Origin of the sequence: Micromonospora sp. NPDC049891 (assembly GCF_040660295.1) — a bacterium.
Classification (GTDB): domain Bacteria; phylum Actinomycetota; class Actinomycetes; order Mycobacteriales; family Micromonosporaceae; genus Micromonospora.
On record NZ_JBFAML010000015.1, the window covers coordinates 55,123 to 74,171 of the forward strand.

A 19,049-nucleotide genomic window follows, 5' to 3' on the forward strand; every position below is an offset into this window, starting at 1 on the left:
TGGGCAGCCGTCAGCGCTTCGTAAGACTTCATCATCGGCTGGTAATACCTGGCCCGCTCGATCCTGATTAGCGTCCGCGACATGACCGATGTGGTTCTTCCCTGCCGGAACGAGGCACCGGCGCTGCCCGGCCTGCTGGCCCGGATGCCGGCCGGCTACCGGCCGATCGTGGTGGACAACGGCTCGACCGACGACTCGGCTGGGGTGGCCCGCGCCCACGGCGCAGAGGTGATCAGCGTTGCCGAACCCGGCTACGGTGCCGCCGTGCACGCCGGTGTCCTGGCGGCGGATCCCACCGACGGCGTGGTGTGCGTTATGGACGCCGACGGTTCCTTCGACCCGGCACAACTGCCCCGGCTGGTCGGTTGCGTGCGTACCGGTCAGGCACAGCTGGCCACCGGTCGGCGCCGTCCGACCGCGCGGGGGGTGTGGCCGCTGCACGCCCGGGCCGCGAATGCCGTCCTCGCACACCGGTTGCGCCGCACGACCGGCCTGGACGTCCACGACATCGGCCCGATGCGGGCCGTACGCCGCGACGACCTGTTGGCGCTGGGGTTGCGTGACCGCCGCTTCGGTTACCCGTTGGAGCTGCTGATTGCGGCTGGCCGGGCCGGTTGGCGGGTGGTCGAGATCGACGTCGACTACCACCCGAGGGCGGCCGGTACCCGCTCGAAAGTGACAGGCACTCTGCTCGGCACCGCCCGTGCCGTGCGCGACATGAGTACGGTGCTGGCCCGGTGAGCGCTTCTCAGGTCCTGGTGTTGGCCAAGGCGCCGACGCCCGGACGGGTCAAGACGCGGCTCTGCCCACCCTGCACCCCGGAGCAGGCGGCCCGGATCGCCGCCGCCGCGCTGGCCGACACCCTCGACACCGTCACCACCGCGGCGGCCGCCTCCCGGATCCTCGTGGTCGACGGCGACCACCCGGCCCCGCCGGGTTGGGCCACGCTCACCCAGCGAGGCGATTCCCTCGGCGACCGCCTCGCCAACGCGTTCGCGGACACCTGGGCACCCGGCACGCCAACCGTCCTGATCGGCATGGACACCCCGCAGCTCGCCGTCAGTCACCTCGACGTGGCCCGAGGGCTGCTCGGCACGGCCGGCGGCCCGGACGCGGTGCTCGGTCCGGCCACCGACGGCGGTTGGTGGACGCTGGGCCTGCGCGACCCCGGCCACGCCACGGTGCTGCGTACCATCGCGACCTCCACCGCGACCACCGGCCGGCGCACCCTTGACGCGTTGCGTCGTCGTGGTCTCCGGGTGCACCTGATGCCTGAGCTGTGCGACGTGGACACCGCCTCCGACGCTCGCGCCGTGGCCGCACTGTGCCCGCCGCAGAGCCGGTTCGCCCGTGCCGTCGCCGCTGAGGTGCCGGTTCCCGCATCGGTTGCCCGGTGAACGCCGTCGCGGTCTTCGACACCGCGATCGACAGGGCCGCCGCCGGCATACCGGCCGCCTTCACGGCCCGGCACGCCAGCGGCGGTGTGCACCGATTCGACCCGGCCGCCTGGTGCCGGGACGCGATCGCCGGAGACGGCGCGCTTATCGCCGCCTGCACCGGACACACCCTCGATGTGGGCTGCGGCCCCGGCCGGCTCACCAGCGCCCTCATCGACGCGGGCCGGCCGGCCCTCGGCATCGACCTCAGCGCCAGCGCGGTCCTCCTGGCCCGCCGCCGTGGCGCGCCCGCGTTGCAACGTGACGTCTTCGGTCCGGTGCCCGGTACCGGTCGCTGGCACCACCTGCTGCTCGCCGACGGCAACATCGGCATCGGCGGTGACCCGCACCGACTGCTTCGCCGGTGCCGCCAACTGCTGGCCACCGACGGGCACCTGCACGCCGAGCTGGCGCCGGCCGGCACACCCGCCTGGTCCGGCACCGCCACCGTGCAGAACCCGGATGGTGTCGACCGCACGCTGCGTTGGGCCTGCGTACCCCTCGACGACCTTCCCACGTTGGCCGACGCCACGGCGATGCGTGTTCTGGCCACCTGGACGGAATCGAACCGATGGTTCGCCACCCTGACTCCCCGGTGACCGGCCGCGCGACGGTGCTGCGGCGGCTCGCCCGGTGGTGTCTGGCGCCGTTGCCGGCACCGCCGGTGGCACTGCGGCGCGGACCTATGCGCCCCGGGTCGTTCCGGTCGCGGCTCCGGTCGACCCGGCTGACCAGCCAGCTCGGCACGGCTCTGGGCGTGGCGTTCGGCGTCTGCTTCGTCACCGGCCTGCTCAGCCACCTGATCCAACACCCGCCGGGCTGGTTCTGGTGGCCGTCGCGCCCGGTCGGGCTCTACCGCGTCACCCAGGGTCTGCATGTGGCGACAGGTCTCGCCTCGGTACCGCTGCTCGGCGCCAAACTGTGGTCGGTCTACCCGCGTCTGTTCAGCTGGCCGCCAGCCCGCTCGATGGCCCACGCGGCCGAACGTGCCGGCACCGGAGTGCTTGTCGCCGCGACACTGTTCCTGCTGGTCAGCGGCTTGCTCAACATCTCCCGCTGGTACGCGCCGATGCCGTTCTTCTTCACCGCCGGGCACTACTGGGTGGCCTGGCTGGCGGTCGGCGGGCTCCTGGTGCACATCGGCGTACAGCTTCCGGCGGTCCGCGCCGCACTCACCCGCCCCGTCCGCGAGCCGCGGCAGGACGGGCTGAGCCGGCGCACGCTGCTCGGTGGCGTCGCCGCCGCATCCGGCTTGATCACCCTGACCACGGTCGGGCAGACGGTCCGGCCGCTTACCGGTCTGGCGGTGCTCGCCCCACGCCACCCCGGTACGGGACCGCAGGGGTTGCCGGTGAACCGGACCGCGGATGGGGCCGGGGTGCGCGCCGCAGCCCTCGATCCGGCGTACCGGCTGCGGGTCACCGGACCCGACCGCAGCGTCAGCCTGGACCTCGCCGCCCTCGACGGGCTTCCGCAGTACACCGCGGACCTGCCGATCGCCTGCGTGGAGGGCTGGAGCGCCACCGCGAGGTGGACCGGCGTGCGGCTGGGCGACGTGGCCGCGCTCGTGGGTGCCGATCCTCGGCGCTCGACGGCGATTGTCGAGTCGTTGCAGGTGGGCGGCAGGTACCGCGCCTGCACCGTGCCACCGGAACACGTGCGTGACCCGCTGACCCTGGTCGCGCTGCGGGTGGGCGGCGAGCCCCTGCACCTCGACCACGGCTACCCGGCGCGGCTGATCGCACCGAACCGGCCGGGCGTGCTGCAGACCAAGTGGATCAGCCAGATCACCGTACGGGAGTCGCGATGAGGACCCGCACCGTGTTGGTCGTCGGGGGCTGCCTGCTCATGGCGTACGCCGTCGTCGGCGCCGCCACCGACGCCGACCTGACACCGGGCGGGGTGCTGTTCTTCCTGGCCGCCGTGCTGGTGGGGCACGACGTCGTCTGGATGGCGGCGGTGCTTGCCGTCGGCGCCGCGCTGACCCGCGTCCCGCTCCGGCACCGGCCAAAGGTCCGGATCGCCGCGATCACCGCCGCGGCGGTCGTCGTGGTGGGGCTGCCCCTTGCCCTGGGGTTCGGACGCTCGGCCGACAACGCGTCGGCGCTGCCGTTGTCGTACGGCCGCAATCTTGTCGCCGTCCTGCTCGGCATCGCCGGCACGACGCTGCTGGCGTGCGTGTTGCCAACCCGCCCGGGCAGAGCGGCGGCGCAGGACCGTAAGAAATCCGCAAGACCCTCTGGGCGCGGTCCGGTGCCCCCCGGTCGATAGCGTGGTGGGAATGGGACACCGGGTGTTAGTGGTCGACGACGACCCGACGGTCAGTGACGTCGTCCGGCGTTACCTGGAGCAGGCCGGCTGCGAGGTTCAGCTGGCCGCCGACGGTGCCGACGGTCTCGCCGCGATCGCCGCCGCGCGTCCGGATCTCGTGGTGCTCGACCTCATGATGCCGGGCATCGACGGCCTCGAAGTCTGTCGCCGGATCCGGCGGCAACTGCCCGACCTGCCGGTGGTCATGCTGACCGCCCTCGGTGAGGAGGCTGACCGTGTCCTCGGGCTCGAGGTCGGCGCAGACGACTACGTCACAAAGCCCTTCTCGCCCCGCGAACTCGTGCTGCGGATCCGTTCCGTGCTACGCCGCACCGCCGCGCAGACCGCCCATCCCGCCGTCCCCGCGAAGCTGACCGACGCCGCGCTGACCGTGGACACGGCCCGCCGTATCGCCACGATGTCCGGCGCGCCGTTGTCGCTGACCGCCCGGGAAATCGATCTCCTGATCTTCTTCATGCACCATCCGGGGCGGGCGTGGTCGCGCAGCGACCTGCTGGACAAGGTCTGGGGGTGGCAGTTCGGCGACCAGTCGACGGTCACCGTCCACGTCCGCCGACTACGCGAGAAGATCGAGGCTGATCCGGCCGACCCGCAGCGCATCCGCACCGTCTGGGGCGTCGGATACCGCTTTGATCCACTCGATGAGGAAGCTGGCCAGTGACCGACACGGTGCTCATCGGGCTCTACGCACTCGCCGCCGGAGGCGTCGTCGGCCTGGTCGGTGCCGCAGCGCTACGGCTGCTCCGTGGCCGCTCGATTCTCGTTCACATCCTGGTACTACTCGCGGTAACGGTGCTCGCCGTGGTCGCCGGAGTCGTCACTGTCGCACAGGCGATGTTCCTGTCAGCGCACGACCTGTGGGTCGTCCTCGTCACGGTCAGCGCCGCCGCATTGATCAGTCTCGCCGTCGGCGCCGTGTTCGGCAGGCGGCTGGCCGCTTCCGCGGTCTGGGCCCAAACCGCCCGGGAACGCGAACGACGGCTGGAGGCCGGTCGCCGGGAACTCGTGGCCTGGGTGTCCCACGACCTGCGCACTCCCCTGGCCGGGCTGCGCGCCATGGCCGAGGCCCTTGAGGACGGCATCATCCAGGACCCGGCCATCGTCGACGATTACCACAGGCGGATCCGGGTGGAGACCGACCGCATGGCTCAGCTCGTCGACGACCTGTTCGAGTTGTCCCGGATCAACGCCGGCGCGCTGCGGCTCATGCCCACCACCGTGCCGTTGCGCGAGGTCGTCTCCGACGCGATCGCCGGCGTCGCCCCGTTGGCCGCCCGCCGCCGGATCCATCTGGTCGCCGCGGACAGTGGCTGGCCAGAGGTCCGGGCGGGTGAACGTGAACTCGCCCGGATCGTCAGCAACCTGCTGATCAACTCCGTCCGTTACACGCCTGAGGACGGCAGCGTGCACATCGCCGCCGGCCACGAGACCGACAATGTGTGGCTGGCGGTCTCCGACACCTGCGGCGGCATCCCCGGCGAGGACCTGGACCGGGTCTTCGACGTCGCGTTCCGCGGTGAACGCGCCCGCAGCCCCGGAGCGGCCGGTTCAGGCGGTGGCGGCGGACTCGGCCTGGCCATCGTGCGCGGCCTCGTCGAGGCGCACGGTGGTCGGGTGGACGTACGCAACACCGACCGTGGCTGCCGATTCGAGGTACGCCTGCCCGCCACCTGACCACGGGCACCGGCTTAGGCATGAAACGAGCAGGAGCAGCGTCGGGTCATACCTTGCCCGGTGCTGACGGGTCAGCGATGGTGATGGGTGGTGGCCTTGCGGATCGCGTCGCGGGATGAGGTCACCTCCCGGCGCAACGTGTCGATCTCCACGCCGACGAGCCGCCCGTCCCTCTTTCGCACCTGGCCGCCCACCACCACGGTCTCGATGTTGCGGGGGTCGGCCCCGAGCACCAGGGTGCCGATCGCGTCGTTGAGCGGCATCGTGTTGATGTCCTCGGCGTCGACGACCAGCAGGTCGGCCTGCTTGCCCGGGGTGAGGGAACCGGTGACGTCGCCGAGCCCGTTGGTTCGGGCGCCCTGCAACGTGGCGAAGTCAAGCACGTCGCGGGTGGTGATCCGGTACGACGTGATGTCCGTGCCGTAGTCGGCGTTCGCGGCGCGCATCCGCTGGATCGCGTGCAGCGTCCGCATCTGGGTGAACATGTCGCTGACGAGTGCCACCTCCACGTCGATGCTGAGTCCGGGCCGGATGCCGGCCGCCAGCGCCTCGTCGATCGCAGGCACCGCCGTCTCCAGCCCGATCTGCGGCTCGGAGGTCGGTGCCAGTGACACGGTGACCCCGGCGTCGCCCATCGCCTGCCACGCCTGCTGGGTGAGGCCCGTGGCGTGGATCAGGGTCAGGTCCGGGCCGAGCAGCCCGTCGGCGGCCCAGCGCAGGATCGCCGTGGAGGACGACGCACCGAACACCGCGTCCACGCTGACGCCGATGCCGAGATCGCGGGCGACGGCCGCGAGGTTCCGCCCGTAGGCCAGGGCCGGCCCGGCGATCTCGTCGGTGGCCAACGCCGCCAGACGCAGGGTCACCAGGCCGCCGTTAGCCCTGTGGTACGCCCCGCGCAACCGGGCCAGGTCGGCGGGCCACTGGCGGTCCCAGTCGCCGAAGTGCGGTCCCATCGAAGCGTGTACGCCCCGGATGCCGGTGTCCACAAGCGCCTGGATCGCCGCGTCCGAATGCGCCGCGGTGCGTGAGTTGTGCGAGAAGTCGAGCATCGTGGTGATGCCGGCGTCGAGGGCGGTGAGCGCGGCGAGCCGGGTGCCGACGTACATGTCGTGCGGTGTGTACGCGGGCGCGATCCCGGCCAGCGTCGACCTCACGTACTCCCCCAGGTCGGTCACGTCGGGGATGCTGCGGCGCAGCTGCGCCTGCCAGGCGTGCCGATGGGTGTCGACGAATCCGGGGCTGACGATCCGGCCAGCCGTGTCGATCACGGTCGCGCCCGCCGCTTCCGGATGCGACCGCAGGTCCGGGCCGACCGCGACGATCCGGTCCTCCCGGACCAGCACGTCACCCCGCGCCAGGTCGCCGATCGCCGGGTCCATGGTGACGACCGTGCCGCCACTGAACAGCATCATTTCGAGCGTCCCTTCGTTGTCAGCGGTCACCGGCGGTGCAGGACGTAACCGGCGTGGTGCAGCACCCCGTCGACGAACCGGCCGTACGCCCAGAAGCCCAGGTCGTCGTGGTAGACGATCCGGTCGCCGTCGATCCAGAACGCCCCCTGGTACGCGTGCGGCCGGCCGCCCCGCGTCTCGTCGTACCGGCCGTCTGCGGTGAGTTCCTGGTGCAGAAAGCCGGTCTCGTCGATCCACATGCCCAGGTAGGGACTTTCGACCGACCGCGGTCCCGGCTCGGGCTCGATCGGGACGGGTGTGAGCCGACGGCCGTTGACCAGCGCGATCTCGCCGTCGACGACGATCGCGGCGGCCTGTTCGGGACGCCAGACGATCATCTCCAGGGCGGACCTGCCGGAGGTCGGGCCGGCGATCAGGGCGAAGGTGGCGGGGTTTCCGGGGGTGAGCGTGCCGACCCGGTCGGTCGGACGGGCACGCAGGCCGGCGACGGCGACACCGTCGACGATCGCGGGCACGATGGTCAGGCCGGTGCAGTCCACGACGATCGCGCTGTCGTCCTCGGCCGCCGTGTGCAGGCCGGTGCCGACCGCGACGATCTCGTTCGTGCCGACCAGCAGGTCGGCGGCGGGGAAGTCACCGATCACCGGGTCGAGCGTGTGGATGGCGGCGTTGACGAACATCAGTGGGCGGTGCCGATCACCGGTGTCGCCGGCGATCTCCGCCAGTACCGCCTCGTCGATCATCGCGCTGCTCATGGCGTACCTCCTGGGTTCGGTTTCGTGCTCCCACCGTCACCGCCGGCGGAGTCGGCAGCCAGGCCGGGCCGAACCAGGGTGTGGCGCACCCTGCCTGCCCGAAGACCGCGCGGCTACCGTTTGTGGCATGCCGACAACCGCGCTCGGGGCGTTCCTCACCGCTAGACGCGCCCGGTTGACGCCAGACGACGTCGGCCTGGTGTCCAGTGGCACCCGGCGTGTCGCGGGGCTGCGGCGCGAGGAGGTCGCGGTGCTGGCCGGGGTGAGCGTCGACTACTACACCCGGCTCGAACAGGGCCGCGAGCGCAACCCGTCGTCGTCGGTGCTGGCCGCCGTCGCCCGGGCGCTCGATCTCGGGCCGGACGCCCGCGACCATCTCTTCCGGCTGGCCGGGCTTCCGCCCGGCGGCGCGCCGACACCAGCCCGGCCCCAGGTCGGGCAGAGCCTGCGGGAGTTGCTCGACGCCTGGCCGGACACCCCGGCCGTGGTCATCGACCGGCGGCTCGACCTGCTGGCGGGCAACGCGCTGGCCGACGCGTTCTACGCGGACTTCGCCGAGGCGGACAACCTCGTCCGGATGACCTTCCTGGACCCGGCCGGCCCGACGTTCTTCGTCGACTGGCGACGCGCAGCCGCAACGTGCGTGGCCAACCTGCGCCTGGCCCTCGGCCATGACCCGCAGGACCGGCGGGCGCGGGAGCTGGTCGAGGAGGTCAGCGCGGCGAGCCCGGAGTTCCGCCGGCTGTGGGAGCGTCACGACGTGCAGGGCAAGACGCACGAGGCGAAAACGTTCCGGCACGGCGCGGTAGGCGAGATGACGTTGTCGTACCACGCGTTCGACGTGCGGGACGCGCCCGGCCAGCAGTTGATCGTGTACCGCGCGGAGCCACACAGCCGCAGCGCTGAGGCTTTGCGGCTGCTGGGCACGCTAGCCGCCAGCGAATGGTTCCGGTGAGCCCACCAGGCCGCGTTTCATAAGGCTCGCCCGAGCGAGCCGAGGCCCAGGCGGTGGTCCGGCAAGGCGGAGGTTCGTCCGGATACCGGTGTTGTATCCGGACGAACCTCCAACGCCGCCGGTCGCCGTCTGGGTCCGGCGCAGCCGGGCACGGTCTTATGAAACGCGGCCTAAGGGCAGGCCGCAGTCAGCCGTTGCTGTCAGTTGGCGAAGGTGAGGCCACGATCGGCCAGTGCGGCCGCCAGGATGCCGATCGCCCTCGGCCCGACGCCGTGCAGGGCGAGCAGATCGCGGCGGCTGTGGGTAGCCACTTGAGCAAGCGTCGTGATGCCGGCTTCGAGTAGGGCGCTGTTGGCAGGCCGCCCGAGCGGAGGGAGGTCACCGATCTGTGCCGGCACGTCGCGGGTACTCACCCGATCACGATAATCCGTCCGCGCGCAGATCCGCGTCCTCGCATCTGATGGGCTCGTCAGATGAGTCGACTTATCGGTTGGCGGCAGGCTCATCGACATCGCTACGATGCGTCGTGGTGGGGCCTGTAGCGCAGAGGTAGTCGCGCCGCCTTATCAGGGCGGAGGATGCCGGTTCGAGTCCGGTCGGGCCCCACCCCTGTCGCGTGGTCGGTAGCGCAGAGGTCGACGCGCCGCACTGCTCATGCGGAGGACGCCGGTTCGAATCCGGTCCGTCCACGCCGACCGGTTGGTGAGGAACGATGAACAGCGAAGAGGTCGAGCAAACCCTGCGGGTGCTCGGCGAGATCCGCGCATTGCCCGTCGACGACCCGGTCCGTCAGCGAGTGCAGCGTGCGGTCGACGGGCTGCTCAAGGATGCGCAGCGTCAGCGGCGTGCTGATCGACGGCGGAGGACGGCAGCCGCCGACCGGGCCGTCGTCGCAGACGCCGCCACCGGAGCCGGGGACCGCGCCGAGGGCGTACCGGTGTCAGATCGCACTGACCTGCCTGGCGCGGCCAGCATCGGACGGACCCGGCGGGAGCGCCGCTGCTACGGCTGCCGCGACCGGTTCCGTACCGTCGACGCCTTCTACCACGCGCTGTGTCCTGGCTGCGCGGACCTGCATCGTCGGCATCGGCACGCCCGCGCCGATCTGACGGGCCGTCGGGCGGTGGTGACCGGGGGGCGGGTCAAAATCGGCTTCCAGGTGGCGCTGAAACTGCTCCGCGACGGGGCTGCCGTCACGGTGGTGACGCGGTTTCCGGCTGACGCCGCCCGGCGGTACGCAGCCGAGCCAGACGCGACCGACTGGTTGGCGTCGCTACGCGTCATCGGCGCTGACCTGCGCGACCCTCGTCAGGTGCTCGACGTCGCCGAACGGTTGGCCGTGGACGCTCCTCGGCTGGACATTCTGATCAACAACGCGGCGCAGACGGTGCGCCGGCCGATGTGGGCCTACCAGCCGCTCATCGCGGCAGAACTGCGAGCCGCTCCGCCCGGCGTCGCCGTCGAATCGGCGACCGGGTTCCGACCGGGTGCCGCACCGGCCGACTGGAGCCTGCGCCTCGCCACCCGGTCGGAAGCAACCCGCCAGGAATTGACCTCTCTCATCGACGCGACCGGCGCGCTCGTCGTCCCGGGCACCGCGAATTCCTGGACCGCCAGAATCGGCCAGATCGACCCGGTCGAGCTGCTGGAGGTGCAACTGGTGAACGTCGTCGCGCCGTTTCTTCTCCTGGACCGGCTCCGACCGGCCCTGACCACACCCGGACCCGGCGGCCGGTACGTGGTGAACGTGACCGGACGCGAAGGTTGGTTCTCCGAAGACAGCACCGGCCCCGACCGGCACCCCCACACCTGTGTCAGCAAAGCTGCCCTGAACATGCTCACCCGTGTCGGCGCCACCGACCTCGCCCGGCACCGGGTGTACATGTGCGGCGTCGACACCGGCTGGATCACCGACGAAAATCCCGCCACGATCAAAGCCCAGCGCGCCGCCACCGGCTGGCAGCCTCCACTGGACGTCGTCGACGCGGCGGCCCGGATCTACCACCCCATCATCAGCGGCGAAGACGGCACACCCCTGCATGGTGTCCTGCTGAAGAACTACGCAGTGGTCCCGTGGTGAACACCGCGACCGTCGCCGCGCTTGGATGTGGTCACTCTCGGCGGGCAGCCTCGCGGAGCATCTCGTCCATGTCGGGGTCCGCCATGAGTTCCCGTACCTCCTGCGCACAGCGGCAGGCGCTGGCGAACTTGGCAGCCCACCTCAGCGCATCTTCTCTGGAGGCCAGGTCGAGAACCACGAACCCGCCGATGACCTCCTTGGTCTCCGGGTAAGGGCCGTCGGCCACCAGGCCGTCCGGGGCGACGATGCTCGCCTGCTGCCGCTGGAGTCCGGCGCCGCACACGAACACGCCGGCGTTCACCGCCTCCTGGAGCACCGCGTGCGCGGCCTTGCCCACATCGGGCAGGTCCTCGTCGGGGATGTGGTCCATGGCGCCGTCGTTGAAAGAGATCAAGTACCGCGTCATTTCCTGACTCCTTGTTCCGGCGGCCTGCTCCGGCCACCTGTCACCTGGTCTACGAACGACCCCCCGCGCATCCGACAATGTGCCAGAAGAAAAATTCGCCGGTCAGCCGGTGAGCTGGTCGCGGCGGCGGGTGAGGTAGGCCCGCTCCGCGGGGTTGCCGGCCAGGCCGATGGCCCGGTCGTACGCCGCTCGCGCCTCGCCGCCGCGTCCGAGGCGCCGCAGCAGGTCGGCGCGGGCGGCGTGGAAGGCGTGGTAACCGTCGAGGGCCTCGGCGAGCCGGACGATCTCGGCGAGCCCGACCTCGGGGCCGTCGACCTCGGAGGCCACGACCGCCCGGTTGAGCCAGACGATCGGCGAGGGGTCGAGCTGCACCAGGCTGTCGTAGAGGGCGAGCAGGGTGCGCCAGTCGGTGTCCCGGCTTGAGGGGGCGTTCGTGTGGATCGCGTTGATCGCGGCCTGCACCTGGTAGCGCCCGGGTGGGTCGCCGCCGGCCGCCACCGCCTTGATCCGCTCGTGGACCAGGGCGTTCGCCTCGGCGATGAGGGTGCGGTTCCAGGCGGTGCGGTCCTGCTCGTCGAGGGTCACCAGCTCGCCGGTACGGGACACACGTGCCGACCGCCGGGCGTCGGTGAACAGCATCAGGGCAAGCAGGCCGGCTACCTCACCGTCGTCCGGAAGGAGAGCCCGGAGCAGGCGGCCGAGTCGGATCGCCTCGTCGGTGAGGTCGACGCGCACCGGGTCGTCCCCGTTGCCGGGCAGATAGCCCTCGTTGAAGATGAGGTAGACGACGGCGAGCACGCCGACGAGCCGTTCGCGGATGTCGCCGGCCCCGGGCACCCGGTAGGGAATCCGGGCCGCCTTGATCTTCGCCTTGGCGCGGGTGATCCGCCGCGCCATCGTGGTCTCCTGCACCAGAAAGGCGCGGGCGATCTCGGCGACGGTGAGACCGCCGAGCAGGCGCAGGGTGAGTGCCACCCGGGCCTCCATCGCGAGCGCCGGGTGGCAACAGATGAAGACCAGTCTGAGCCGATCGTCCTCCACCGGTCCGGTCGGCTCAGCCGGGGTGTCGTCGTACACGAGCCGGGCCGCCTGGTGCTTGGCGTCGCGCTGCGAGTCGCGGCGGAGCCGGTCGATCGCCTTGCGGGTGGCGGTGGTGGCGAGCCAACCACCGGGATTGGGCGGTACGCCCTCGCGCGGCCACCGCTCCGCGGCCGTGACCAACGCCTCCGCCGTCGCCTCCTCGGCAACATCGAGGTCGCCGAAACGGCGCGCGAGGCTGGCGACCACCCGCGCCCACTCCTCGTGGTGGACGCGGGTGATCGCCTGCTCAGCGGTGGGACCGGTCACGGCTCACCAAGCACTCGGACGGATCGAAGGCGATCGGGTACTCCGTCATGGGCCGTCTCCTCTCACTCCCGGACACGTGGGCTCTCCCGAGTCCTCGTGTCCGGCTGCCGGACTGGTCGCCGTACCCGGCAGAGGTGGCGCGGCCAGGCCGTGCGCCGGCTGTACGAGGCGAGGGTAAGCCTAGGGCTGCGGGTGTTCGTCGACTCCGCAGGCGGAGATCGTGCGGAGGCCACACCGCTGGACTCTCCCCATGTCGGTCCCTGTCCGACCGGCGCCCCGCTGAGGTGGCGTTGCGACTGTTGGCTAGCTTGACGCCGTGAGAAGCGTGTCGGTGTCAGCGCCGGACGGCATCCGGTGGACGGTGCGCGTGGTCTGGGAGCCTCGCTGGAGGGCACTTGCCCGACGGTTCGGCGGCTGGCGGCGCAAGCGGGATCGGGACCGTGGCATCGGCGATGTCGTCGACGGCACGCTCCAGGTGGGCGACGCCGCGACACCCGGCTCGAACCGCGGCGGAGCAGGTGGTGGGTTCGACCTGGAGGACGTGGTCTTCGTCCTGGTGGTGGTCTTCTTCGCGGTGATCATCACTGCGGTCGTGTTCTGGTGGGTGCTGCTACCGCTGCTCCTCGTGGTCATCGACCTCGTCGTGGTCCTCGTGCTGCTGGTCTCGGCGGTCCTGGGTCGGGTGTTGTTCCGGCGTCCGTGGACGGTCCAGGCGACAGCGGCCCACGGCGAGAGGATCGTGGCGCAGGTCGTGGGATGGCGTGCCGCGCTTCGTCGACGCGACGAGATGGCCGAGTCACTGGCGCGGGGCACCGCCCGGACCAGCGACGAGCCCGACCGGCGCGGCACGGTGACTGGCCTGCTGGACACGTGAAGTGTCTGGCCAGGCACGGCGGGCGGGACCCCCGGTTGACCTCGACCAGGGTTCAGGTGCTTCGCTGTCGGCCATGAACCTTGACGGCCTGCACGTCGCTGTCACCGGCGCCGCGCGTGACACCGGGAGGCTCCTGGCCGAGGCCTTCGCGCAACGCGGTGCCCGGGTCTTCCTCGCCGCCCGTGACCTGTCCGCGGCCGAGCATGTGGCGGATTCGATCAACCGGCGGGGGCCGGGTCGGGCAGAGGCGTTCCGGTGCGACCTGGCCGTACCGGATTCGGTGCGGGCGTTCGGTGCAGCTCTGGCCGACCGGACGGATCACCTCGATGTGCTTGTCAACAACGGTGCGCCCTATGTCGATGGTGACGATCTGGGAGACGTCTCCGACGATGAGATCGGCGGGGTGATCGCGGCGGGCGGGACCGGCACGGTGTTGGTGACCAAGCATCTGCTGCCGCTGCTCCGGGCCTCGCCGCGGCCGGACATCGTCAACATGATCTCCGCTTGTGGCGAGGTGGGGCACCGCCGCTCCGGCGCCCATCCTGCCTTCTACGCCGCCAAACACGCCCACGCCGGGCTGGCGGAGATCCTGTCGTATCGGCTGCGGCCAGCAGGAATCCGGGTGATCTCGCTGTTTCCGCCGGACTTCGTCCAGGAGGGGGCCCGGCAGTCGGACCACGATCTCACCGCGCGGTCGGTTGTCGACTGCGTGCTGTTCGCCGTCGGTCAACCGCGTGACTGTTTCATTCGTGAGTTCCGCTTCGAGCAGGTCCGGCAGTCACACCCCTGAGCACGGGCCACCTTCCCCACCACCGTTGCCGACCGTCGCCTGGTGCCAGGTCTCGGCGAGCAGGGCGTACGTGTAGCCGTCCACCCAGCCCAACTCGGCGTGCCAGGAGTCGCCGATGCCGTGTTGCTCACGGCGCATGCCGATCTTCTCGAGAATCCGTACCGATGCCAGGTTGTCCGCATAGCACCCGGCGGTGATCCTCCGAACACCCAACCGGTCGAACGAGTACGCCACCATCGCGGTGGCCGCCTCGGTCGCGTAGCCATGGCCGCCGTACGCCGGATCGAAGATGTAGCCGAGCTGGGCTTCCGTCCGTGCCGGCATGCCGGGTTGCCCCATGCCGTCGACCACGTCGAGCGAGACGGTGCCGATCACCACGTCGTCGAGGACCACCGCCACGCTGTGGTCGTCGGGGTCGTCCGCCGCGCGCTGCCACGCCGCCCGGAAGGCCGCCGGATCGACATCGGTACGCAGCAGCCAGCGGGTGACCTCCGGCAGGTTGCGGTACTCCAGGATGCGGTCAATGTCCTCGTCACGCACGGGACGAAGCTCAAGGCGTTCGGTGCGTAGGTCTGGGCTCCCCACGAGGTGGGACGTTAACGAGCCCAGCACCGCGACACATCCGAATTACCGGGTCCCGCCGGGCAGGGAGGTGGTCCCCCGCTCGGCCCCGACGGACGCGGATCACGACTTGGGACGTAGCTCGCGCAGCACGCCGTGTCGGTGCAGGGCCCAGGCCAGACGTCGGACGCTCGAATGCCGCAGGAACAGCACCGCCGCGCGGCGGATCAGGCCGAATCGGTTCTCGCTGAACTGGTTCTCCAGCGCATGCCAGATCAGCTCGCGCACCTGGCGGCTGTCCAGCACCGCCCGCACCTCGCGCCGCACGGCCGGGTCCTCGGCGGCTGAGGCGATGGCCGCGGACTGACCTGGCCGGTCCGCGAGCGGCTCCACCGCCGCGACAAGTGGTCGGCGTACCTCCTCCTGCTCCAGCAGCAGCAACACAGCCTCCCGGATCTCGACCGTGTCGAGGCCGGACCGCAGCAGCCGCACCAGGCTGCGCTCCACCTCACGGTCATGATCGGGGTCGGACAGTGTGGCCAGCAGCACCGCCACCTCGTCAAGATCGATGAGGTGGCGCAGCCCGCCACGGAACTCCGGCAGGCCCCACGCAACCTGCAGGCCCTTCGCGAGGTTGCGGTTCATGAGCCGTCCGCTACCCGCAAGCGGGAGCCGGCGAAACCTCCGGGTGTCCGGTCCACCGCACCGGACACGACAAGCACGCCGGCCGGCTCACGCGGATCCGGTACGGGCGGAAGGCTGATCCGTTGGTCAGCCACCTCAACACACCTGTCGACCGGATCGACGTAGGGTCGTACCCGTGCTCGAATCGCAACGCGAAGGGGTGCCGCGCAACGACGGCGGCGAGCTGGACACGGCGCTGGCGTTCTTGTCCTTCGCCCGGTCCTGCGTGCTGAAGAAGGTCAGCGGGTTGGACGATGAACAACTACGACGTCGCCTGGTGGTGTCCGACACGACGCTGCTGGGGCTGGTTGCGCACCTGACCGACGCCGAGCGGTACTGGTTCGGCTTCACCCTGGCGGGCGACGTGCGGTACGCCGATGTCGACTTCGACATGGTGGTCGCCGCGGACCGCCGCGCGGATCAGGTCATCGCCGACTACCGCAGCGCGATCGCCGAGAGCGACGCGCACATCAGTGCCGCTGGCGGCATGGACGTCCGCACCGCCCGCCCGGTGGACGGCGAGCCTCGGACGCTTCGCTGGGTGTTCGCTCACATGACCGGCGAAACCGTCCGGCACGCCGGGCACGCCGACATCCTGCGAGAACTCGTGGACGGGGCGACCGGCCGCTGACCAGTCGGGCCCGACGCGCTCCGCTGGCTGCGAACATTGCCTCGTCGGCCTCGACCAGGATGCCGAGGCCCGTTTCGGCCGCGCACCCGACGTCAGCGGCCGGACAGTACGTGAACCGGAGTACCGATGCCAGATCAAGGCACCGACCCTGATCAACGGAGTCTTGTCGCCAACCCTGCCGGAATTCGGCTGGTTGGCACGACATGCCTAGGTGTCCTCTTCGTCGAAGGGCTCGTCACTCCATCGCCACCACGCCTCGTTGCCGTCGACGTGGAGCAGGAACTCAGGAACCTCCTGGCCGTCCGGGTACCGCATCGTCACGGCGTTCCGGACCGCGTCGTATGCGCGTTCCCAGGAGTCGACATCCTCATCGACACCGTCGAGCAGCCGCAGTTCCTCGACGAACAGTGGCCGGATCTCCTCCAGTCCCGCTCTCGGTTCGACACGAGCGTTCAGCCACGGAAAGTCGCCACCGGTGACTATGAGATCAGCGAGTGTCCGGCCGTCGGCGCGCCGGTGCAGCGTCCACGCGCCATCCTGATGATCGCTCACGGCGACGACCTTAGCGAGTGCAGGAAACTCCCGACGCCCTCGGCTTCAGGGCGAAGACACTGCAGGCCAACATGGGCGGACGCACCGGCGTCCCGCACTTCGAGGGCGACGACGCGAACCGCTTCTTCCTCCGGCACCTGCGACCCCGCTGACCCATCGCACCGCAGCGCACCGCGACACCGCCGAGCTCCCCTGGAGGCCGCGCTAGCCTGCTGAGCCGTTGCCCTGCCGGTCCTGCTGAAGGGTCAGCGACCAGGTCTGACCGACGAGGTCGTCACCGAAGCTCTGGTGAGGCTTCTCGTCGATGAGGGTGAATCCGGCGGCCTGGTAGATCCGGCGCGCGGACTCGAGCATGTCGTTGGTCCACAGGACGACGTGTCGGTAGCCGGCCTGGCGGGCGAAGGTCAGGCACTTGTCGACCAGGCGGCTACCGATGCCGAGGCCACGGGCGGTCGGGATGACCAGGAGGACGCGCAGCTTGGCCGTCCCAGGCTCGTCACCCGCGACCAGGAAGACGGAACCGACACGTTCACCGTCGGCTTCGGCGATCCATGCCGCCTCACGGGACGGATCGTGGCTGGTGGCGTAGTCGGCGACGATTGTCGCGACGAACGCCTCGAATTCGGTGTTCCAGCCGAACTGCTGTGCGTAGGTCTCACCGTGGGCCATCACCACCCAGCCCAGGTCCCCGGGACGGTCGGCGGGGCGCACGGTGATTTCGACCCGCCGCTGACACCCATGCGTCATGCTTCGAACCCCCTCGGTTACTGAAACGAGCGTTTCAGTAGAGGTAGGCTACGCCGGTGACCGAGGAGACGACAATTCCCTCCGCTCGTAAGACCGAACTGTTGGAGGCCGCCTACCGGTACGCGCTGGAGCACGGCCTGGCACGCCTGTCCCTGCGCCCGCTGGCCACCGCGATCGGTTCCAGCCCGCGCGTCCTGGTCTTCCTCTTCGGCAACAAGGACGGCCTGACCCGGGCGGTCCTGGCCCGGGCCCGCGCTGATGAACTCGCGATCCTCAACCATGTCCAGAACTCCGGCGACCCGGAGGCCATCGGCCTGGCCACCGCCGTCAAGCGCCTCTGGGGGTGGCTCGCCGCCGCAGAACACCAGCAACTGCTGAAATTGTGGGCCGAAACCTACGCCACGTCACTTGTGGAGCCTGACGGCGTGTGGGGCGGCTTCGCCGCGGCCACGGTGCGCGACTGGCTCACCGTCCTGGCCGAGTGCCAGCCCCCGCAGGAGAGAGCCAGCGCACAAGGCACAGCCCGCCGTACCCTCGCTCTGGCCGTCCTCAGGGGAGCGTTGCTCGACCTGTTGGCGACCGGGGACCGCGACCGCGTGACAGCCGCGGTCCACCACCAGCTCGGCGTCTTTCAGGACGGGGCAGCGGCACCGTCCGTGGCCGGGATGGACGACGGAAACCGCCCGTGCTCCCCCGGGAGAGGGAGCGCATCACCCTGGACAGGGAGGACCGGCGACCCGTCGCCCCGGAGCATCGATGCATGACCGTCAAGACGACGACGCGACCCCCTCACTCCCCCCGATCGTGTTCGGTCGCCCGGATCTGGCCGTGGGCGGTGGCGTGCATCGTGTTCGTCGTCGGTGAGCTGGCTCTACGCACGTACTGGATCGCGGGCGGCCGGTGGGGGTACACCGCCTGCGACCGCACCGACCTGGTCGGCTCGGCGGGTGGCTGCGGCGCGGACCGCGTCGCAACGCTGCCGTTCTGGGCGGGGTGGGGAGCGGTGGGGGTCGGTGTCGCCCTCGCGATCCTGGTCGCGGTCTCGATCCGGTTCCGTGGCCGCGCGTTGGCCGCCGGGAACTGGAGGGCGGCCGCGCTGCTCCTGGTCGTCGCGTTCCCGCTGCATCTGCTTTTCGAGATCCCGGCGGCGGTGGCGGGGCGTCCTTCGGACTGGCGCGACCTCGGTGCCCGGCTCGCGCTGCTGACCGGGGGCATCCTGTTCGCCGGGCTCGCGAACGCCGTCGGTCCCCGGCGCGAAGCACCGGTGGCGGGATTCCAGCCGGTGCCTCGGTGGACCCGTCGCGCGGCGTACGTCGCAGTCGTGCTGCCAGTGGTCGGCTGGGCCGTACCACACGGGCTCTGGGCGCTCGGCGTGCCGTTCGGCATCGCTACCCGGCAACTCGCGGACATCCATCACGACCTTTCGACTCCGACGGGTGCCGCGATCACCCTCGTCCCGCCGGTCGCCGGGCTGCTCGTGCTCGGGCTGATACAGCGCTGGGGGCAGCAGTTCCCGCGCTGGGTGCCGGGACTGCGGAATCGACAGGTCCCACCGCTGCTCGCGGTGATCCCGGCCGCAACGGTGGCGCTGGCCCTCGTCATCTACAGCGTGTTGAGCGGCGCGGTGTTCGTAGGACAGTTGCACGCGGGCGAGCTTCGCTGGTCGGACGTCCGTGAGGAATGGGCGGTGGCGGGCACGCTGCTGGTGTTCCTCGGCTGGGGTGTGGCGCTTGGCGTCGCCACCGTCGGCTACGCCCTCACCACCGGCCGTCGTGGATGGCGGATCCACCAGCACGGCCAGCGGTAGCCCA

The 19,049-nt window shown here is 70.8% G+C and carries 24 protein-coding genes and 2 tRNA genes; 17 read left to right on the forward strand and 9 right to left on the reverse strand.

Annotated features, from left to right (window positions below; genetic code table 11):
* Positions 1-81 precede the first annotated feature (81 nt).
* Genes AB0I71_RS19850 through AB0I71_RS19880 form a run of 7 tightly spaced genes read left to right on the forward strand, consistent with a single transcriptional unit; the run spans position 82 to position 5,441 of the window.
* Positions 82-741: a glycosyltransferase family 2 protein gene (locus AB0I71_RS19850; protein ID WP_357586614.1), complete on the forward strand. Its 660-nt coding sequence runs from the start codon at positions 82-84 to the stop codon at positions 739-741.
* The gene (locus AB0I71_RS19855; protein WP_357586616.1) at positions 738-1,397 is read left to right on the forward strand and encodes a TIGR04282 family arsenosugar biosynthesis glycosyltransferase; all 660 of its coding nucleotides are present in this window, start codon (positions 738-740) and stop codon (positions 1,395-1,397) included. Before AB0I71_RS19850 ends, AB0I71_RS19855 begins: the two co-directional genes overlap by 4 nt.
* The gene (locus tag AB0I71_RS19860; protein WP_357586618.1) at positions 1,394-2,035 is read left to right on the forward strand and encodes a class I SAM-dependent methyltransferase; all 642 of its coding nucleotides are present in this window, start codon (positions 1,394-1,396) and stop codon (positions 2,033-2,035) included. The genes AB0I71_RS19855 and AB0I71_RS19860 overlap by 4 nt, the downstream gene beginning before the upstream one ends.
* Positions 2,032-3,246, forward strand: a complete 1,215-nt coding sequence (locus AB0I71_RS19865) for a molybdopterin-dependent oxidoreductase (protein WP_357586619.1) — start codon at positions 2,032-2,034, stop codon at positions 3,244-3,246. The genes AB0I71_RS19860 and AB0I71_RS19865 overlap by 4 nt, the downstream gene beginning before the upstream one ends.
* Complete coding sequence (locus tag AB0I71_RS19870) at positions 3,243-3,707, forward strand: hypothetical protein (protein WP_357586621.1); 465 nt, start codon at positions 3,243-3,245, stop codon at positions 3,705-3,707. The genes AB0I71_RS19865 and AB0I71_RS19870 overlap by 4 nt, the downstream gene beginning before the upstream one ends.
* Before the next feature lie 10 nt (positions 3,708-3,717).
* The gene (locus AB0I71_RS19875) at positions 3,718-4,428 is read left to right on the forward strand and encodes a response regulator transcription factor (RefSeq protein WP_357586623.1); all 711 of its coding nucleotides are present in this window, start codon (positions 3,718-3,720) and stop codon (positions 4,426-4,428) included.
* Positions 4,425-5,441, forward strand: coding sequence for a HAMP domain-containing sensor histidine kinase (locus AB0I71_RS19880; RefSeq protein WP_357586625.1), 1,017 nt, complete (start codon positions 4,425-4,427; stop codon positions 5,439-5,441). The genes AB0I71_RS19875 and AB0I71_RS19880 overlap by 4 nt, the downstream gene beginning before the upstream one ends.
* 71 nt (positions 5,442-5,512) lie before the next feature.
* Here AB0I71_RS19880 and AB0I71_RS19885 read toward each other — a convergent pair whose 3' ends face one another.
* Together AB0I71_RS19885 and AB0I71_RS19890 are read right to left on the reverse strand one after the other, a co-directional pair.
* Entirely contained in the window at positions 5,513-6,856 is a 1,344-nt protein-coding gene (locus AB0I71_RS19885) for an amidohydrolase family protein (protein ID WP_357586627.1), read from the reverse strand.
* Between the two features lie 26 nt (positions 6,857-6,882).
* On the reverse strand, positions 6,883-7,611 hold the full coding sequence (locus AB0I71_RS19890) for an Atu4866 domain-containing protein (RefSeq protein WP_357586629.1): 729 nt from the start codon (positions 7,609-7,611) through the stop codon (positions 6,883-6,885).
* 127 nt (positions 7,612-7,738) lie between these two features.
* Here AB0I71_RS19890 and AB0I71_RS19895 point away from each other — a divergent pair, with 127 nt between their 5' ends.
* Entirely contained in the window at positions 7,739-8,566 is an 828-nt protein-coding gene (locus AB0I71_RS19895; RefSeq protein WP_357586631.1) for a helix-turn-helix transcriptional regulator, read from the forward strand.
* Between the two features lie 200 nt (positions 8,567-8,766).
* On the opposite strand, the gene AB0I71_RS19900 is transcribed toward AB0I71_RS19895, so the two are convergent.
* A complete protein-coding gene (locus tag AB0I71_RS19900; RefSeq protein WP_357586633.1) occupies positions 8,767-8,979 on the reverse strand; it encodes a DNA-binding protein in 213 nt (70 codons plus the stop codon).
* 119 nt (positions 8,980-9,098) lie between these two features.
* On the opposite strand from AB0I71_RS19900, the gene AB0I71_RS19905 reads away from it, so the two are divergent.
* The 3 genes from AB0I71_RS19905 to AB0I71_RS19915 all read left to right on the forward strand — a co-directional run bounded on the left by AB0I71_RS19905 (position 9,099) and on the right by AB0I71_RS19915 (position 10,646).
* Positions 9,099-9,171 (forward strand) — tRNA-Asp (locus AB0I71_RS19905).
* Positions 9,172-9,182: 11 nt separating this feature from the next.
* A tRNA-Ser gene (locus AB0I71_RS19910) sits at positions 9,183-9,257 on the forward strand.
* A 21-nt stretch (positions 9,258-9,278) separates the two neighbouring features.
* A complete protein-coding gene (locus AB0I71_RS19915) occupies positions 9,279-10,646 on the forward strand; it encodes an SDR family NAD(P)-dependent oxidoreductase (RefSeq protein WP_357586635.1) in 1,368 nt (455 codons plus the stop codon).
* A 31-nt stretch (positions 10,647-10,677) separates the two neighbouring features.
* Here AB0I71_RS19915 and AB0I71_RS19920 read toward each other — a convergent pair whose 3' ends face one another.
* Together AB0I71_RS19920 and AB0I71_RS19925 are read right to left on the reverse strand one after the other, a co-directional pair.
* A complete protein-coding gene (locus AB0I71_RS19920; protein ID WP_357586636.1) occupies positions 10,678-11,052 on the reverse strand; it encodes a YciI family protein in 375 nt (124 codons plus the stop codon).
* 102 nt (positions 11,053-11,154) lie between these two features.
* On the reverse strand, positions 11,155-12,399 hold the full coding sequence (locus AB0I71_RS19925) for a DUF6596 domain-containing protein (protein ID WP_357586638.1): 1,245 nt from the start codon (positions 12,397-12,399) through the stop codon (positions 11,155-11,157).
* A 316-nt stretch (positions 12,400-12,715) separates the two neighbouring features.
* Between AB0I71_RS19925 and AB0I71_RS19930 the strand changes: the two genes are divergently transcribed.
* Positions 12,716-13,273 (forward strand): hypothetical protein, encoded by a 558-nt coding sequence (locus AB0I71_RS19930; RefSeq protein ID WP_357586640.1) that lies wholly within the window; start codon positions 12,716-12,718, stop codon positions 13,271-13,273.
* Positions 13,274-13,346: 73 nt separating this feature from the next.
* Positions 13,347-14,063, forward strand: a complete 717-nt coding sequence (locus AB0I71_RS19935) for an SDR family oxidoreductase (protein WP_357586641.1) — start codon at positions 13,347-13,349, stop codon at positions 14,061-14,063.
* On the opposite strand, the gene AB0I71_RS19940 is transcribed toward AB0I71_RS19935, so the two are convergent.
* Positions 14,052-14,648 carry a GNAT family N-acetyltransferase gene (locus AB0I71_RS19940; RefSeq protein ID WP_357586643.1) on the reverse strand — a complete coding sequence of 199 codons (597 nt, stop codon included), beginning with the start codon at positions 14,646-14,648 and terminating at the stop codon, positions 14,052-14,054. The genes AB0I71_RS19935 and AB0I71_RS19940 overlap by 12 nt on opposite strands.
* A gap of 99 nt (positions 14,649-14,747) precedes the next feature.
* Positions 14,748-15,269 carry a hypothetical protein gene (locus AB0I71_RS19945; RefSeq protein ID WP_357586645.1) on the reverse strand — a complete coding sequence of 174 codons (522 nt, stop codon included), beginning with the start codon at positions 15,267-15,269 and terminating at the stop codon, positions 14,748-14,750.
* A 175-nt stretch (positions 15,270-15,444) separates the two neighbouring features.
* On the opposite strand from AB0I71_RS19945, the gene AB0I71_RS19950 reads away from it, so the two are divergent.
* Positions 15,445-15,939, forward strand: a complete 495-nt coding sequence (locus tag AB0I71_RS19950; RefSeq protein WP_357586647.1) for a DinB family protein — start codon at positions 15,445-15,447, stop codon at positions 15,937-15,939.
* A 207-nt stretch (positions 15,940-16,146) separates the two neighbouring features.
* Here the strand turns inward: AB0I71_RS19950 and AB0I71_RS19955 are convergent, their stop codons facing one another.
* Positions 16,147-16,491, reverse strand: coding sequence for a hypothetical protein (locus AB0I71_RS19955; RefSeq protein ID WP_357586649.1), 345 nt, complete (start codon positions 16,489-16,491; stop codon positions 16,147-16,149).
* Between the two features lie 17 nt (positions 16,492-16,508).
* Here AB0I71_RS19955 and AB0I71_RS19960 point away from each other — a divergent pair, with 17 nt between their 5' ends.
* The gene (locus tag AB0I71_RS19960; RefSeq protein WP_357586651.1) at positions 16,509-16,643 is read left to right on the forward strand and encodes a hypothetical protein; all 135 of its coding nucleotides are present in this window, start codon (positions 16,509-16,511) and stop codon (positions 16,641-16,643) included.
* Between the two features lie 52 nt (positions 16,644-16,695).
* On the opposite strand, the gene AB0I71_RS19965 is transcribed toward AB0I71_RS19960, so the two are convergent.
* Positions 16,696-17,238 carry a GNAT family N-acetyltransferase gene (locus AB0I71_RS19965; protein WP_357586653.1) on the reverse strand — a complete coding sequence of 181 codons (543 nt, stop codon included), beginning with the start codon at positions 17,236-17,238 and terminating at the stop codon, positions 16,696-16,698.
* A gap of 56 nt (positions 17,239-17,294) precedes the next feature.
* On the opposite strand from AB0I71_RS19965, the gene AB0I71_RS19970 reads away from it, so the two are divergent.
* Both AB0I71_RS19970 and AB0I71_RS19975 read left to right on the forward strand, forming a co-directional pair.
* The gene (locus AB0I71_RS19970) at positions 17,295-18,002 is read left to right on the forward strand and encodes a TetR/AcrR family transcriptional regulator (protein WP_357586655.1); all 708 of its coding nucleotides are present in this window, start codon (positions 17,295-17,297) and stop codon (positions 18,000-18,002) included.
* The gene (locus AB0I71_RS19975; protein ID WP_357586657.1) at positions 17,999-19,045 is read left to right on the forward strand and encodes a hypothetical protein; all 1,047 of its coding nucleotides are present in this window, start codon (positions 17,999-18,001) and stop codon (positions 19,043-19,045) included. Before AB0I71_RS19970 ends, AB0I71_RS19975 begins: the two co-directional genes overlap by 4 nt.
* The last annotated feature ends 4 nt before the right edge of the window (positions 19,046-19,049 follow it).